The sequence below is a fragment of the Pradoshia sp. Z6_59 genome, from assembly GCF_058267515.1.
Genome location: NZ_JBZCPP010000012.1, coordinates 47,178 through 63,590, shown reverse-complemented (window position 1 = coordinate 63,590; position 16,413 = coordinate 47,178). Strand labels below are relative to the sequence as shown.

Below are 16,413 nucleotides of genomic sequence, written 5' to 3'. Positions count from 1 at the left end.
TTTGTAATATTTTAGTAATATATCAGAAAAATAGATTAATTAAATAAAGCCACTAGCCTTTGTTTGGGTAGTGACTGTTTCATACTTATTTATTTTTTAGATAATCTCCCAAGTAAAAAAGCACCTGCTGTTATGGCAAGAACAGTATTGGTTTTTTTCGTGAAAACTTGTTTTGTTACAAGGCTAATGTTTTGAGGTCTTTCAGCTAAACGTCTCATAAAATAACCGTACCAATCCGTTCCAAAAGGAACATATGTACAAAATTGATATCCCTCTTTAGCCAACTCAATCTGCATATCTGAACGGAAGCCGTATAGCATTTGGAATTCAAATTTTTCAGTTGGAATTTGATGTTCTTTTACAAATTTCTTTACATGGTTTATTACGTTGTGATCATGTGTAGCAATCGAGGTAAACTTTCCATTTAATAGATGGTATTCAATTAAATTAATATAATTTTTATCAATTTCTGCTTTTGTTTGGTAAGCCAATTCGGCCGGTTCCTTATAGGCGCCTTTTACAATACGGAGCCGAAAGTTTTTATATTTTTGTATATCATGTTCAGCACGATAAAAATATGCTTGAATAACTGTTCCAACATTTTCATATTTTTCTGAGATATCATCTAACATATCAAAGGAAGCTTGAAGTCGTGAATAATTCTCCATATCAATATTTATAAAAATATCATATTTTGAAGCTGCTTCAACAATTTCTAAGAGAATGTCTCGACAGAAATCCATTTCTATATCCAATCCCAATTGAGATGGTTTTAATGAGATATGAGCATCAACTTCATTTTCATGAATGGCATCAATGACTTGAAGGATTTGATTCTTTGCATTCACAGCCTCTTCTCTGTCATCGACAAACTCCCCAAGGTTATCCACCGTACAAGAAATTCCATACTTATTTAACTCTTTTATACTTTCAATTGTTTCGTCTATATTTGTACCCGCAACCACGGTTTGCGCACCCATTTTCAACCCGTATTTTTGAGCTGTACGGTTTAAGAACTGATTTTCTGAAAGAGCAATAAAGAAATCCTTAACGATCATTATGAACACCCCTTGTGTTAGATAAATAACATGAAAATATTGAAAATAGGATAAACGCTTATAAAACTAAAACTTATATTTTTATATAACCTTTATTAAAGCGCTTACTTATTTTAATATATTCATAATATAGTAAATTCTGAAATATATCTATAAGAATACTCAAATTTTTACAATTGCTTCTTTCTTGCATAGGGGCTAGCTGAAGTTATCCAGCCATATGACTGGATAACTTATTATTTTAGATTATTAACTGCATGTTAATTAAGTCAAATTGCTTTTTATCAGTTCACCGTCTCTATCAGTCTAAAATCATTTCAAAATGAATCCAGCCCATTTTTAAATGAGCCAGATTAATCCTACACCTCAATTTTTAAACCAAGATATAATTTTTTCGCACGTTCAACTTGTTCTTGGTTTACCTTAAAGTCTTCATTCCATCTATCAATCAATGATTGAACATTTTTTAATTTACTCGCAAAATTATAAAGCACCAGAAAAGCATTAGGAGCCTTTCGATCTTTAACAAGGAATTCCTTTTCTGAGTTTAAATCAGTTATATAATAGATGTTATATAAAGCAGAACCATTTCCCTCCGCTAAATTAATTACATTAGCTTTTTCTTGGTTAATGGAAAAATACTCAACTCCAACTTCTTGGGCTAAAATATGATCTAACATTAATAAATCATCTGCTTTTAAATCCAAAATACTATCTCTTATTTTTACTTTTTGTATCTGATATCCTAATATACTTACTGCATAAACACCTAATGCAAATAATGTATCTTTATCTTTGTTGAATATAGCCTTTAAAAATTTTTTATCCCTCTGGACTATATAAAGATGATACTTATTATCACTTTCGTTCAATTCAACATATGTTTCAGAATCAATGCCAAATTCATATTTTCTATAAACTTGTATATTCAGATGTTTAGATGTTTTATTTAATAGAACAAAGTTATCTCCTAGATGACTCGCTAATAAATCAATCATCTTTAACTCTTCCTTTTGAGAATTTTACTAATTGAAAATAATTTTCGTAATAACCCGCAACCTCTTGTATCCGATCTGCTTTATAACTTATTTTCAATCCTATTTCATTTAATACCTCTGAAACTTGTTTACAATTCATTAAAATCCTCTATCCGTGTACTGTATTTCTGATTAAGACTCCAACAACAACTCCATTAATTAAGTCATAAATTCATAATAATCATGGTCCGTTAAATTTAAATCGATACTCTTTTTCATTAAATCTTCCTTTTTCTGATCGAGTAAAACCAAATAATAAACATATTTAAACATAACGTAGTAAGCCAACCAATTTTCCATTACTTCTGTTGAAAAGACAGTTAATCCCTGTTCTCCAATAAACTCTACACGCGACTCTTGATCATTAACACTGAATAATTGGATGCTATGATTTTTACCCTCGCCATTAAAAGTGTAATATTGTTCACTTATTTTCAGCCGTACCAATGCCTCTTTAAGGTTTTCTAATTCAAAAGTCGGTAACCCTATACTTATATTCCTGTTATTCTTTTCAAAAGAATAAATATATTTTCTAAAGTAATATTTTGATAAGACAAATAAATAGTAATATTTGCAAGCAGTATCTTCATCAAAAAATTCCTTCAGCTTTTCAGGTTTTCCTTCACTATTTCTTTCACAAGAAACAAAATAAAATTCCCATGTTCCATTATTATTTAGCAACTTGTAATAATTTTCACCCTGGCTTCTATCCTCTTCTATAGACGTGTCTACTTTTCTTGTAAATACATTCTCTTCATTTAGTAATTGTGCTATTAGCCCTATATCCATTAACTTTTTCTCCTAAATCAATGTATACATTCACATCCTAATATCAGATATCTACTTCAACCGAAAAATTTAGACACTTCTTATAGAAAGTAGCGAACATCTTCTTCCTTGAATTCATTCAATAAACCAAAATTCCGAAGGGTCTCACTAACCTTAGTTTCGTATATATATAATAAATATACTTTTTTAAAAGCCATAAATAACGCTCTTTGACGGCTCATTGGTGGTACAGATTGCAAAACCGCACCATTTTTTCCTATAACCGATAATTTATAAAGCGTATCTGATGTTTGCTCTATTGATATACTCATCGTTACATTGTTCTTTTTATCATAAACATAGGAAGATGGAATACTTAGCATATTTAATGCTTCGACTAATTTATCTTCAGGAAAATTGGTACCTCCTATATTAAATTCTTTATACTGAGCTATAAAGGGTTGGATTCTATTTGTAAAGTAATAGGATGATAATCTATCAAGAAAAAAATATTTTGCACCCTCATCCTCACTATCAAATTTATAAATATTCTTTACATAAGGATTATTTTCCCGTTCGCAAATAAATAAGCCGTATTCCCATGAATCCTTTTTCTCTAATTGATAATAATTTGTATAGGGCGGAACGTCTTCTTTTATAATATTATTGTTATAAGAAACCTTAACACCTACTGTATTTAATAGTTCGGTTACATCCTTGATCTTCATTATGATATTTCAACCATGCCTTTTTATAATCGCTTCATTTTTATTTACAAAATTCAGCAGACTCATTTTATAGAATATATTTACCACCCTATAATTGAATCAGAGAAAATTTTGCATAGACTCTTTTTTGAATCCGTTAGCAATAAATCTATCAATTTAAACCTTTCCCCTAAATCTATAGAAACTATTATAGTAAAACCTTTTGTTTGGTTACTTTCACATCCTTCTTATCAATCCATTTTTGATAAACACCTTTATCAGCTACTTCCATATCCAAGTCTTCACAAATTTTATAATCTAAATTCATAGTGCTAATGAGATACTTATCTTCAGTTTCACTAATAATGTAAAATTCAAATGTTTTATATTCTGCTAAGCAAATTCGTTTATAAACTTCGGATACCTCACTTCTAGTAACATCTTTAATATATATTTTCCCTTTATATAAACTAAAATCATTTTTCAAATCGTCTGAATCATTTGATTTAAGGGTGATGGTATTCAAATCTATTATAGCCGCTTCATATTCTTTGCCGTTATATAGCGCATAAATTTTATTTTTCATTTGTACTAAGCTTTTCTTTATTATATTGAGATACTGAAGACATATCTTTATTCACACTATTATCAGGAACTGCCTTATTCACTTCCCCAACATCCTCCACCAAATTATCTATCTTTCTAGTAGATGATATGTTGAGAGATTTTGATGGTACCCCATAGCCAATTAACTCTTTAATACCGCTCCTCATTTTCTCCCAGTCGGAAGGTATATATTTAACATCCATAAACTATCCCCCGAATTTTGCCCAAATTTGTTCAGCCAAGGCTGAATCTGTCTGTATCATGGTATTGAGAATATCGAATACCAATGAGGATGCCCGGTAATAATGGTCAAATAAATCCTGTATTTTTAAATTTGCCTCCGCGTATACTTCCATGGTCTCTTTTGCTTTTCCATCCGTATAAAATTTGACGCTTCCGAGTTTTTCAATATTAGGTAAAGCCCTGGTTTCAATTTCTGTGAAAATTTCGTTTAAGTAGGTGATTACTTCCATCAACTCATCCGGATTCATCAGAACCATCTGACTGGAGCCTCCGCCACCATCACTCATTTGTACATTAGGCATATTCTTCACTCCTCTTATACGGGAAGTCCATTTCATCAAACAACATCTTTAAAAACCAATATTGACTGGCATGATAATATTTCTTGTTGATGATATCCACCATAATTAGCTTTTCATCCTTCGTAAAGATAAACCATTGCTGGTAGTATTTCGGGTTAAATTTGTTTTTTGGCTCTTCCTCTAAATGAAAGAGTTCAAGATTCATAAACATACTTTCCGGTTCATACTCTTCCACCTCATGTCGTTCCTGATGCAGTAATTCCTTTTGCTGAAATTTCTTTTCTTCTTCCTTCGGCTCTCTCAAAATAAGTGGGATTTCATCACTTAACATTTTCAATACAATCGCCTTTGAAAGAACGCGAAGCTGATAGTGCTCGCTTTCTTCCATTTCAATTAATAAAATTAATTCATCCTGATTCTTTTCCTGAAAAGCGAACATCAAATTATTAATTCGGACATATTTTTTACTTTGATGGTACATTTCAACGGCTTGTATAATAAATGCACCGCCGCGAGTAATTTTTCCTTCAGTCGTCAAGATTTCTTTGTCTATTAATCTCTGATAGGCCTCCTGAAAGACTCCATCCCCTTTTAGCTGATAGATTTCTTTCTCAGGTAATCCAAAGAGCGCTTTTCCTCCGAAGGCTGCTGCCAATAAATACAACTCAGGTGCTGTAAATATTTTCGTTGTCTCTTCAATCATAGATTTTTTACTTCCTTCACTGAGCTATCCTTCAGAAAATCATCCAGATAGCCGTCCAGATTATTTAATGCTTTTGTTTGTTTCTTGACGGTCCCCTTCATCTCCTGATGGTACTTTTCGATGATCTCAAGATAGGTTAAAAAGGAGTCCCGGGCTTTACCGTTCCATTCCGCTTTGTTTACATAGGAGAGGAGCTGCTTACAAGTTTCATAGGTTTGGTCAATTGATTGCTCTAATGCTTTTGCAGCTGTTTTGGCTTCATTAAGCTTATCTTCATGAATAATCACTTTCCCCATTAAAATAATCCCTCCAAAAACTCTTTTTCTCTCCTCAACTGTTCTTCCGCCTCTTCTGCTGCCTTCTGCTTATAATAGAGGTACTTATCATACGCTTTCTCTTTGGCACGAACTAATGACTCCCTTTTATCCTTATCATTGTTAAAGTACTTCAGTACTTTAGCATTCAATTCTTCCCTTTTAGTGTCAAAATCATTGGATGGAATTTTCGAGTTGGAAAGATTGGGTACCGAGCCATTATAGGAATCATAAGATGAATCGGCTTTAGAAACATGCTTGTCAAAATCCGATATAGCATCCTGCAATTTGGTATATAACCTCTCATAGTCATCTCTTTTCCCTTCAGACGGTGTTCTGACCAACCAATTAAACACTTACCTTCACTTCCTCTCTTTTTTGGTAAGGAGCAGCAATTTTTATTTTCTCGGCTTTGCCGTGCTTAATAAAATATGCCTCATAAGGTAGTAAGTTTTGCTCACGGTATGGTCGATTGATCACTTCCAGGATGTTTTGATCTGTAATTCGGCCAATTAATACACCAACTTTTTGTTTTTTCATAATGGTTATAATGTCATCGTACTTTCTATCGATTGCTCCAAAGACCGCACCGAGGATAAAGTAAATACCAACTCTTCCACCGTTTTCAATTAATTTGGCAAGTGTTGTTTGATTTATCATCGACATGGTATCGACTACGAAGACTGCATCTGTAATCAAAATGACCATCGGACGGAGCGTATTCAAGAATTCTTTCCTCGTAATATTTCCTCCTGCAGCTGTCTGAGCCTGACGGAATGCGTCTTCTCTCGCTTCAAATAGTTCCTGCAATTTTTCAGTCACGGAGTCCATTTCTCCTGCTTGATCGGCATATAAATCCACTCTATCTCGATATCTTCTAAAACTGCTAGAGGCATTATCAAACATGCCTACATCAATGGCATTGTTCCGCGGAATGCCTGATAGCAATGTTAGGAATGTATTTTCAACCGAGTCCATCATATCTCCGAGAACTAATGTATTCGAATCTTTTATGACATCGATTTCAATTGGTTCCACATTTTCAAAATCAACTGCAAACGGGATTCCTCCTCTTTGGAGCATTTCCATTGATTGTTTCTTTTGAATTAATGCTTCAAATTCCATAATCTCCGGAACCATTGGAATTGGAATTGGCAGGCTTCCACTCCAACCTTTAACCATCTCGGCACTTTCCCTATGTATCTCTTCAATGATTGCCAGTGCTTCTTCACCTCGTACAGGAAGAGCCGTTTGAAAGGCAGTAGGTTGTTCCAATTTAACTAAGCCTCGTCCTGGGATTTCCTCTATCTTTAAATCTGTTTTTCCGACAATACTTCTTGTCTCTGTTTCATCAATTAAATACAAAGGAATTTGATGCTTAATATTTGCCAGTATTTGCGCACGCAATACATTTTGCCTCCCTGCGCTCACAACCATATGAACACCGACACTGACGCCTTCCCTGGCAATCTGTGTAATAATTCTCTCCATTTCCTCGCGATAAGGTGCGTCCACGATGGAGTCAAATGTATCAATCAGCATGAGAATGGTTGGAACTTCTTCTCCGCTCGCCCTCTCATACATATGTATATTTGCCACTCCATATTGGCTGAGTTTCCGTTTTCTCTTCTTTAGCTCTTTCTCTAAGCGTCTTAAAAGCTTTCCGATTTTAATCTCTTCATCAACCATAAACGTATCTGCTGCATGTGGTAAATCCTTTAGCGGAAGCAATCCATTAGTACCTAAATCAATTAAGTAGATGTGAAGCCTTTCTGGATTATGCTGCCTTGCCAGGTCCATCGCAATCGTTTGTAAAAATGTTGATTTGCCGAAACCTGGACTGGAGAATACAGCAATATGTCCATCCCTTGAAAGATTCAACCTTAACGGCTCCTGAGACTGCATTTCAGGAATATCCAGGAAACCAAACGTAACTTCGAGCGGTTTCTTCTCTTCTGTCCAAGTTTGTCGATAGTCCAGTGGATGCAGATTAGACAAGAAAATTTTCTCCTCTAACGGAGGAAGCCACGGCTTCGGTAACTCTTCAATATCATGTCGAGTGGCATAATCTCTGATATGATCCACAACGGCATCCAATTCGGTCGGCACAGTAGTAATCTCTGTCTTTTTAGATAACCCGCTTAAATCCTGAGAAATAATATCGTATTGCCCGAGTTCATTAATAGCGTAGATGGTCGTATCCATCCAATCTTCATCTGTTTTTTCAGGTGTATAGTTGGCACCGCTCCATGCACTTTGGAATAATTCATAGATTTCATTATTACCAACCTGTAAATAGGCACGTCCTGGCAAAGTTATTTCTGCCGCATCAGGTGTTTTAAGAATTTCATTGGAATCAGAGCTGTTTTGGACCTTAAGTGCCAATTTAAATTTAGAGTTGGACCAAATTTGATCGTCCACTACCCCGCTTGGTTTCTGAGTGGCCAAGATTAAATGGATTCCTAATGAACGCCCGATACGTGCAGTGGATACCAATTCCTTCATAAATTCTGGCTGTTCTGATTTTAACTCCGCAAATTCATCCGAAATTAAGAATAGATGTGGCATCGGCTCTTGTACTTCACCTAATTTGAACAACTTTTGATATTGATTAATATGGTTGACGTCATGCATCCCAAACAGTCTCTGTCTTTTTTGTAATTCTGCTTTAATAGAGGCTAATGCACGCATGGATTGTGCTCCATCCAGATTCGTGATTGTTCCCATAAGGTGAGGAAGATCTTTAAATAAATTGGCCATCCCTCCACCCTTATAGTCAATCAGCAAGAAGCCAACTTCATATGGGTGAAAATTAACTGCCAGCGAGATAATATAGGATTGTATAATTTCTGATTTACCGGAACCTGTTGTCCCTGCAACAAGACCATGTGGACCATGAGCCTTCTCATGCAAATTCAGATTGACAATATCTTCTTTCCCACGCAATCCCAGTGGTACTGCCAGGCTTTTATAGGTTTCGTTTTCCTTCCAACGCCGATGAATTTGCAAATCCTCCACTTTTTCCACTCCATACATTTCAAGGAATGTAACTGCTTCCGGAATTGAATTCTTTAAGTTTTGCAAATGGTTGAGCGGTGCAAGAGCCCTGGACATATCTTCTTTATTAAAATCCTTTGGGAAATGATCTGGTTGAAAGCGCCTGTTAACAAGTTCACCATTTTCCAGAATGATATTCCCGGTCATGGAATCCCTAATATCCACAACAGTCGTCACATGCTCAGGCAATGACTGCATAACATCCTGTACAAATACAACAGAGACCCCTAAATTGCTTGGATCTTCATTTAAATACTCCATTACAGAATGATCGAGCACCATTTTTTCATCTGTGATAAGCACGACGAATTGCGGAGAGAAATAGATTTTCTCATTGTTATTCTTTTCATCCACCTGTAATTTTCGATCTTTAATGATTTGGTAAAGTGAATTTAAAACTTGATCACGGGTGCGCTCATGGTAAACAAATCCTCTTACATTAATTCCCTGAATGCTTGCATGGGGCAGCCAACGCATCCAATTCCATTGATCCTTTTCTTCCTCAGGGAATATGGTGATAAACTGCACATCATGATAACTTTGAAAAAGGGCTGTTTGCATAACGAGCAATTGAAGCTGTTCGACAACGAGATGCCGCTGCCCGATATATCCAACCGGTCCATTCATCAGGGAAGTGATCAACGGTACACCCTTGATTTCTTCATACTGTGAACGGAGCTTGCGTGCTTCGTCCATTAACTCGTCCTTTTCCTGCGTGAATTCCTCTACGCTTAACTCGACCTCAAAGCTAGTCTTCACATTACCGATTCCAACTCGATACATTAAAAAATCATGATGAAACATGTTTTTTTCATAGATTCTTGAATTGACACTCACAGCCATGTCTCTTATTTGTTTAATGCTTGGATAATGATAATTCAAGGCATGACGCTGGTTATTACTCGCTTCATACAATTCCTTGGTTTTATTTTTCAAATAATCTCGGTAACTGACATCCCGCTCCTTTGTTTCGGCTCGGTAGTCTTTTAAGCTCTTAATATATGAAGTAATGGAAAAAATAACGGTTACAATTGTCATAGAAAGCATGACGATCAAATAAATTCCGCTTCCATTAAACATCGATACGATTACACATGCAGCAACCATGACAATCGGCGGTACAATGATACGGGCTATTTGTTCACTTGGCTTCCGCGGTTTAGGAGAGGGTCTGGCTATTTGCCGTTTATCCTCCGGTTCCCTGTAGATAATTCGCGGTGAACGGTGGTAATCTGGATAGTCAGGTGAGTAACTTAAAGGTTGTTCAAATAAACGCACTAATTTTGCTGCTTGAATTACATCATGACCAATTATCTCAATCGCGTTCTTGCCTAATTTGATTAACATCCCTTCTATATAAAGCTGATCGCCATCCTCAAGGGTGATTTCTCCATCTGCTTTTGTAAAGTTATGATAAACCGAGCCTTTCATTATACTTATCCTAAAAGGGTTAATCACTTTATCCCGGTGAAGGATAACCTCGCTCGATCCCCCACTGATTTGAATATCATCATAGTCTTTGGGCCCTATTGAAAAACTGGTTCGGCTAGATGTATCATAGAAAATCGGATTAGATAGATCTATCAGTCTCATAGAGATCTTCCCATCCCCCTCATCCGCCAGGATTAGATGCTCATCCAGCTGCAATTGTCGCCCATCCAACCAGCATGATTGACCATCCCAATCTATACACTTTGTATCCATCATTCCTGCACAAGTAATCGTATGACCGCCATCATTCCCCAGCGTGATTTTCTGAGGTACTTCCTCCGATAAGTGGCATTTATGCAATTGTTCTTTGTAGGACATCAGTAATAATCGTTGTGCCATCTATCTCTCCCTCTCTACTTACAAATAAAAATGAATTGGATACTCTACGATTGACATTCAATCGTTATCCAATTAATCTTTTGCATTATTATCAGCCTTGTCGGTTTTGCTTGCTTCCTTCTCTGGAGTTTTTTCATTTTCTTCCTTATTAACCGGTTGCTTCTCCTCACTAGGAACTTTCTCTTCCATAGGTTGTGCTTCTTCCACAGGAATAGAGCTGTCTACAGGTGTTGCCTCTTCTACAGGATCATCATTGGTCACACTCTGAGGATCAAGTCCACTTTTCTCTGCATATTCGTTTAATTGTTCCTCATATTTTTGTATCTTTTCCTCACGTTCGGTCCCGCTAAGGTCAGGATCATTCTTAGCTGCTTCAATTTGTTGAAGAAGCCCATACAATATTAATGTCGGGTCATCCACATACATGGCCAAATCCATAGATTCAGTAAAATTTCCACGTCCGTTATAAACCCAATATAATAAATAATTTTCATCACTCTTCATGCTGATGTTTTTCATGATGACTTCCTTTTGCTCCGGGCTTAACATCTTTTTTTCTGTCTGAATATAAGAATAGGCCAATATATATTTTGCGGAGTATGGTAAATCCTCTGGTTCATTGCTCTCCAGCTCAGAAATTACATTCCCATAGTCATTTGTTAAAAAATAAGTATGTGCCTGCAGTAAATGATTTTGCTCCGGTAATCTATTAAAAAACAGATAGATCAGCGGAATGATTAAAATGACAGCCACCGCAATCATGGAGAATGATAATTGTTTAAATAAACGGAACTTTTTTCGGGGTACCAGCTGCAAATTTTTTTCAGATTCTGCTTTTTCTTTTATATAATTTGCCTCCAGCAGGGTTATTAACGCCTCCAAATGCTCTGCCCCAGATATTTGTTTCTCAAAATCAGTATCTGTTGCATTATGTATAGATCCTGTATAAAGCTCATCAAAATTAAACTTTTTTGAAAACATGGCAACCGCTAAACACTTATACTGCTGAAAGAATGACGCTTCGTCCACCTCAAATGGTGGCACTAAATCCCTGATTCCGCGATGAATAATAGATGGCATCAAATTATCATCCCAAATAAGATTATCCGGGTGCATGAAAAATGTAATTCTCGTAGAAAGGAATTTATGTAAACGCGCTAGATTACATAACAAACGCAATTTATCAGTCCGATTTAAGGCCTGTACATCCTTCCAATGTTTGTCCCCCTGTTTCAAAGTATAAAAAAATGTATATGTATCATCATCCTCATCTACCTGTGCTGGTATAAAATAATCCCTATTCTCTGTCAGCAGCGAAAGATGGCGTATATCTTTCACGCGTGTTTGCGATTTTGGCATTCTCAATGCCCAGCGATCATCCAGAATAGTAAAATGAAAAGTATTGGACTCCATATGAATTTCTTTTTCTTGCATGTCCTTTAACTCCTTTAACGACCTGTTTTTTATAAAACTACCAATATATCACCATCTGTAACTGGATAATCAGATAATCGGTCATCATCCGTTAACAACAATGACTTTGCAGGTACTTTTAACGTATATAAACCTTCATTTTCAACATTAATTTCCAACGTTTCCGTTAAATTAGCCAGTAACTGTTTTACCGGTTGATGAACAGGAATTCTCAAATCATATCGTCCAAACTGTTTTTTAGTAAAATCGACTGTTACGTTAATATGAGTAACACCAGGCAACACTGCATCTCCTCTCAACTCATCATGTTTTTAACTACCGTGTATATTCCGCCACAAATGAATAAGACAATTGCTGAGAGAGAAGCCAGCAGGGTCGGTCCAATCTTTTTATCCTTTTCTTCATCCTCAGCCGCTATAATAGGTACTTCATAACTTTCGTTAAACAAAGAGACCTTTGTTTCATTAAAAGCTTTATTTGCTTCCACTTCTAAAATAAATAAAGAGTCCTTCAGATCTTCCTTTTCTTTTTCTAATTTCATTTGATTTTCTTGGATTGTCTTCCGGGTTTGTTCTTTGAACAGACCCGGAATCCTTTTTTCCAATTCGTTTTCCTCATATTGCTTCGAATCTTTTTTTACTGGTTCATCATCCTGACTAATTCTGTCCTGTTTTACATTCATATTTCCATCATGATCCAGGTCCCCTTCAGCTTGTACAGGAACACCCGCAACCAGAATTAATCCGGAAATGAGGATAAAACAGTAATTAACTAGCTTTAATCGATTCAGGATCCTCTACCTCCCTGTTTCCTGAGAATTTGTTTACCACAAATAAATTCAAAGCAATTCCCAGTACGATTCCTGCTATCAAACTAATAATGACCCATATATTTAAATCAGATCCCTTTGAAAAGGCGACAAGTAACTGTTCTATATGCTGCAATGGAGAAAACTCCTTCAATTTAGCAGCAGCAGATAATTTATCAAAATGCAATCCAAGCGCGTCCGCAAAAAACAGATACATACTGAACAGAGCTAGCAAAATAAACATTCCTGCCATTTTCAGCTGTCTTAACAGATAGGTAGCAATTACGGTCATTGAAAGCATAACGAGCGTGACCAAACCGATCCACTGAATAAAATAACTCTGCGACATATTTAAGAAATAGCCGGATAGCAAACTAATCAAAAGTCCTTCAACCAAGCCCACTCCAGCAGTCAACAGTGTGATTGGTAGATTACTGCTCCACAAAGCTCGTTCTGTCTCAAATGAGTCTTTTGAAAGTCGCTTTTTCTCATTGTTTGATAGGACATAAGCTGAGAACAAAGCCACTATGAAACAGATCAAAACCATAAAATACGGATGAAATGTCTCTTCAATTGTGATAATTCCGCCATTTTTCGTTTGAACAGGATTAGCAAGGAATTTAAGTAAATCTTCATTTTGGCGATCTCCAATCCGTGAATTGGCAAGAACACCCGCAAAGTTTTGCGCAAAGTTTTTATCATCTGATACTTTTTCGGACATATCACCAAGCAAGTTATCCGCATTTTTTACAAGAGTTACACCACTCACTTGAATGTCTTTTGCATCTTTTTCTAAATCATCAAAGGTCTGATAAACACCATCAGCTGATTCTTTATTTCCCCTTGATTGCGTTACCAGTGACTCGCTCATGTCCAATAATGATTGAAGAGCATCATCAAGAGTAAGGACCATATTCTGCTCTTCACCCTGTTTGGATATAATAGTGGATTGATTATCAAGCAAATTCAAACTCTGCTCTCTCCACTTCTCTACATCAGTAAGTGTTTTGGATAGTGAATCATTTAATACTTCGGCTTCAGCCATTGTTTTTGCGATTGAATCAGCAAGCTGCTCGGAATTTTTTCCAGCCTCGTCAACAATTGCAAGGTAAGAGTCGATTTTGGCTTTCAGTTCCGCTGTTTCTCTTTTCACTTCTGATAAAATCTGTTGTGACATATAGCCAGATAAAACATCAACTAGATCCTGTTTGTTGAACAGGTAATAGAGTGAATCTGGTGTTGCACGATCTTTAAGATTTTCGCCAGTCGATAACCAATTTGTTTCATTTCCGCTAATACCAAAGTAAATATCATAAAGCTTGGCTAAACGATAATATTCTTTTAGTGACTCATTGACGCTTTTAATTAAGGTACTCGTATTAATGGTTTTTATTGGTGACAATATCTCATGAGAAATCGTATTATTTTCAATTAAGACTGGCTCCGGTGTTGGTTCAGGATCATTGTCTGGTTGACCTGGTGTTGGATCAGTGTCTGGCTGATCACCAGATGGTGGGTCAGTACCTGGTTGGTTACCTGGTACCGGGTCAATACCCGGTTTGTCATCCGGTGTTGGGACAGTACTTGGCTGGTCACCTGGTGCTGGGTCAATGCCTGTTCCAGGTTCTGTATTACCATCGCCTGCAGTTGGGTCAGTTGTGGTATCTTCTATTGCATCAGGAGCATTGCTTTTCTCATCAGTACTTTGTTCTGCTTGTTCTTCTTTCCCTTTCACAGCAGTGGTTTGAATGATATTTAATGAAGCAGATTCAGCCGGTTGTTCAGCTGGTGGAGTACCCGGTATTTCAGTATCGGGAGCTGACTCAATAGGTTCATCAGGTGCTGGTTCAGGATTCTCCGGTGCTTCCGTTTCCGGCTCATCCTCACCGCCATTTGCATCCTCTTGGGCAATTTTCCATTTCCATTTAATCGGCTGAAAAATATCAATCTTATCTGCATCGCCTCTTAATTTAACATCCATTTTTACTTTAAAAGTGCCTTTAATAGATCTTGGCAAATAAACACTGCCATCCTCGCCCGGTGAATAATTTTTTGGAAATCTACCCGGTAATTTGAGAGTTAACGTCTCCAGTGAAAACCCATCCGGCAAGGTAATAGTGAATTTCTGATCTTTTTTTCGATTGGCAGGTATCTCAACTTCATCCGTTAATGTAATACCATTTTGTCTTAAATCATCCTTAATTGAATTGATCTTATCAATTAATGGAAGGTTTCCACTTGATGGGTTAGGGGTAGGATTAAACTCAGATATATATTTATTAGTTATATAAATAATATCTTTCAATTGCTTTGATGCCTCATCATCTAATGTTAAATCGTCAATTTGTCCGGCATCTAATGTTGGTATTCTCAGAATTTGATTTGCGATGGCTGCTTGCATATTCGAATTGGGCACATCAAAGAAAGTGGACATACTTACTGTCTCATTAGAGTTTTCTTTAATTGTTTTACTCAAATCTTCTTTTACTTGCTGTTTTATTTTTTCATCCTCTGTATTTAATGTAGCTAGTAATTCATCATTAAAAATCCCCAACTGCTCTTGAGTGCTAGCCAAATGGTTCTTGATAGCTGTTGACTCTGTCAGTATATTGGCAGCTGCATTCATTTCATCCTGCTTGAACTGATCGTTAATCTTTTGGTTAGCTGATACTAAATTTGTAAATTGAGCAATGACATCCCCGCTGTTCATGGTTTGGTCTAATTGACTTAATTGATTTCCAAAATCAGCTGCCATCGTGCCATTTGTTTCATTCAATTGTGCGAATTGCGTGTATTGATCATAGTAGGTCTGGTTAGCTTGTACGCCATTTCCGAGGGTATCCTCAAATGATGCAAGGATTTCTTCTAGTCCTTCAAAACTTGTTTTTGAGGCTACGGCTCCACTCTGAATTACATCAAACTGTGAGGTATAATTGCTGAGAGGGTTATGAATAGAGCGATTAAAAATGCCTGTATAATGTTCTTCTTGGTCCACTACTTTTTTAACATTGTCCTGCGCTTCCTGCAGATTTCCGATTACACTTGCAAAATAAACATCTATGATTTGTTTATTAAAATTATTTAAAATTGAGCTGGCAGTTTTCTCCGCCTTTTCTTTAATAATTGTATTTTCCGAGGCATTAATCTTATAATTCAGTGTCACTTTTTCTGGAGATTTAGAATCTATACTGAGTGCTTTTTCAGTAAAGTCATTGGGAATAACAATCATCATATTATACGCATTTCGTTTAATACCACTTTCCGCTACTCCACGACTGACAACATACCAATTATGAGTATTCTCTTTTTCTATACTTTTAACAAATTCACTGCCAAAATCATATTTTCTTTCATTTAAAATGGACCCCTCGTCCTCATTTACAAGGGCAATCGTCATTTTTTCCTCTGCTTTTGTTTCATCAATCTGTGAAGTTTGGACCAAGCCAAGGTATGAGATAGCTCCCGTTAATGCAATGATTAATGCAAGAAACAGCAAAAATCCCTTTTCTATCTTATTCATGCCAACACCCCTGATTATTTCTTTTA

Annotated in this window: 16 protein-coding genes; all 16 read right to left on the bottom strand. The window is 36.2% G+C overall.

The window, feature by feature from the left end:
- Nucleotides 1–89: 89 nt before the first annotated feature.
- Complete coding sequence (locus tag AC4D4B_RS13275) at nucleotides 90–1,058, bottom strand: proline dehydrogenase family protein (protein WP_490996183.1); 969 nt, start codon at nucleotides 1,056–1,058, stop codon at nucleotides 90–92.
- A 359-nt stretch (nucleotides 1,059–1,417) separates the two neighbouring features.
- Complete coding sequence (locus tag AC4D4B_RS13270; RefSeq protein ID WP_491000160.1) at nucleotides 1,418–2,056, bottom strand: hypothetical protein; 639 nt, start codon at nucleotides 2,054–2,056, stop codon at nucleotides 1,418–1,420.
- On the bottom strand, nucleotides 2,049–2,195 hold the full coding sequence (locus tag AC4D4B_RS13265) for a hypothetical protein (protein WP_491000159.1): 147 nt from the start codon (nucleotides 2,193–2,195) through the stop codon (nucleotides 2,049–2,051). The genes AC4D4B_RS13270 and AC4D4B_RS13265 overlap by 8 nt, the downstream gene beginning before the upstream one ends.
- Nucleotides 2,196–2,254: 59 nt before the next feature.
- On the bottom strand, nucleotides 2,255–2,884 hold the full coding sequence (locus AC4D4B_RS13260; protein ID WP_491000158.1) for a hypothetical protein: 630 nt from the start codon (nucleotides 2,882–2,884) through the stop codon (nucleotides 2,255–2,257).
- 80 nt (nucleotides 2,885–2,964) lie between these two features.
- The gene (locus AC4D4B_RS13255; RefSeq protein WP_491000157.1) at nucleotides 2,965–3,591 is read right to left on the bottom strand and encodes a hypothetical protein; all 627 of its coding nucleotides are present in this window, start codon (nucleotides 3,589–3,591) and stop codon (nucleotides 2,965–2,967) included.
- 187 nt (nucleotides 3,592–3,778) lie between these two features.
- Nucleotides 3,779–4,156 (bottom strand): UCP033725 family protein, encoded by a 378-nt coding sequence (locus tag AC4D4B_RS13250; protein WP_491000156.1) that lies wholly within the window; start codon nucleotides 4,154–4,156, stop codon nucleotides 3,779–3,781.
- The gene (locus tag AC4D4B_RS13245; RefSeq protein WP_491000155.1) at nucleotides 4,146–4,379 is read right to left on the bottom strand and encodes a hypothetical protein; all 234 of its coding nucleotides are present in this window, start codon (nucleotides 4,377–4,379) and stop codon (nucleotides 4,146–4,148) included. The genes AC4D4B_RS13250 and AC4D4B_RS13245 overlap by 11 nt, the downstream gene beginning before the upstream one ends.
- Nucleotides 4,380–4,382: 3 nt before the next feature.
- The gene (locus AC4D4B_RS13240) at nucleotides 4,383–4,721 is read right to left on the bottom strand and encodes a hypothetical protein (protein WP_491000154.1); all 339 of its coding nucleotides are present in this window, start codon (nucleotides 4,719–4,721) and stop codon (nucleotides 4,383–4,385) included.
- Nucleotides 4,714–5,424, bottom strand: a complete 711-nt coding sequence (locus tag AC4D4B_RS13235) for a DUF5081 family protein (RefSeq protein ID WP_491000153.1) — start codon at nucleotides 5,422–5,424, stop codon at nucleotides 4,714–4,716. Before AC4D4B_RS13235 ends, AC4D4B_RS13240 begins: the two co-directional genes overlap by 8 nt.
- A complete protein-coding gene (locus AC4D4B_RS13230; RefSeq protein ID WP_490996180.1) occupies nucleotides 5,421–5,720 on the bottom strand; it encodes a WXG100 family type VII secretion target in 300 nt (99 codons plus the stop codon). The genes AC4D4B_RS13235 and AC4D4B_RS13230 overlap by 4 nt, the downstream gene beginning before the upstream one ends.
- The gene (locus AC4D4B_RS13225) at nucleotides 5,720–6,094 is read right to left on the bottom strand and encodes a hypothetical protein (protein ID WP_491000152.1); all 375 of its coding nucleotides are present in this window, start codon (nucleotides 6,092–6,094) and stop codon (nucleotides 5,720–5,722) included. Before AC4D4B_RS13225 ends, AC4D4B_RS13230 begins: the two co-directional genes overlap by 1 nt.
- Nucleotides 6,087–10,625: a type VII secretion protein EssC gene (gene essC, locus AC4D4B_RS13220; RefSeq protein ID WP_491000151.1), complete on the bottom strand. Its 4,539-nt coding sequence runs from the start codon at nucleotides 10,623–10,625 to the stop codon at nucleotides 6,087–6,089. Before essC ends, AC4D4B_RS13225 begins: the two co-directional genes overlap by 8 nt.
- 72 nt (nucleotides 10,626–10,697) lie before the next feature.
- Nucleotides 10,698–12,059: a type VII secretion protein EssB gene (gene essB / locus AC4D4B_RS13215; protein WP_490996177.1), complete on the bottom strand. Its 1,362-nt coding sequence runs from the start codon at nucleotides 12,057–12,059 to the stop codon at nucleotides 10,698–10,700.
- Between the two features lie 29 nt (nucleotides 12,060–12,088).
- Nucleotides 12,089–12,340, bottom strand: a complete 252-nt coding sequence (locus AC4D4B_RS13210) for an EsaB/YukD family protein (protein WP_490996176.1) — start codon at nucleotides 12,338–12,340, stop codon at nucleotides 12,089–12,091.
- 14 nt (nucleotides 12,341–12,354) lie between these two features.
- The gene (gene essA / locus AC4D4B_RS13205) at nucleotides 12,355–12,795 is read right to left on the bottom strand and encodes a type VII secretion protein EssA (RefSeq protein ID WP_490996324.1); all 441 of its coding nucleotides are present in this window, start codon (nucleotides 12,793–12,795) and stop codon (nucleotides 12,355–12,357) included.
- A 31-nt stretch (nucleotides 12,796–12,826) separates the two neighbouring features.
- On the bottom strand, nucleotides 12,827–16,387 hold the full coding sequence (gene esaA, locus AC4D4B_RS13200) for a type VII secretion protein EsaA (RefSeq protein WP_491000150.1): 3,561 nt from the start codon (nucleotides 16,385–16,387) through the stop codon (nucleotides 12,827–12,829).
- Nucleotides 16,388–16,413: the final 26 nt, after the last annotated feature.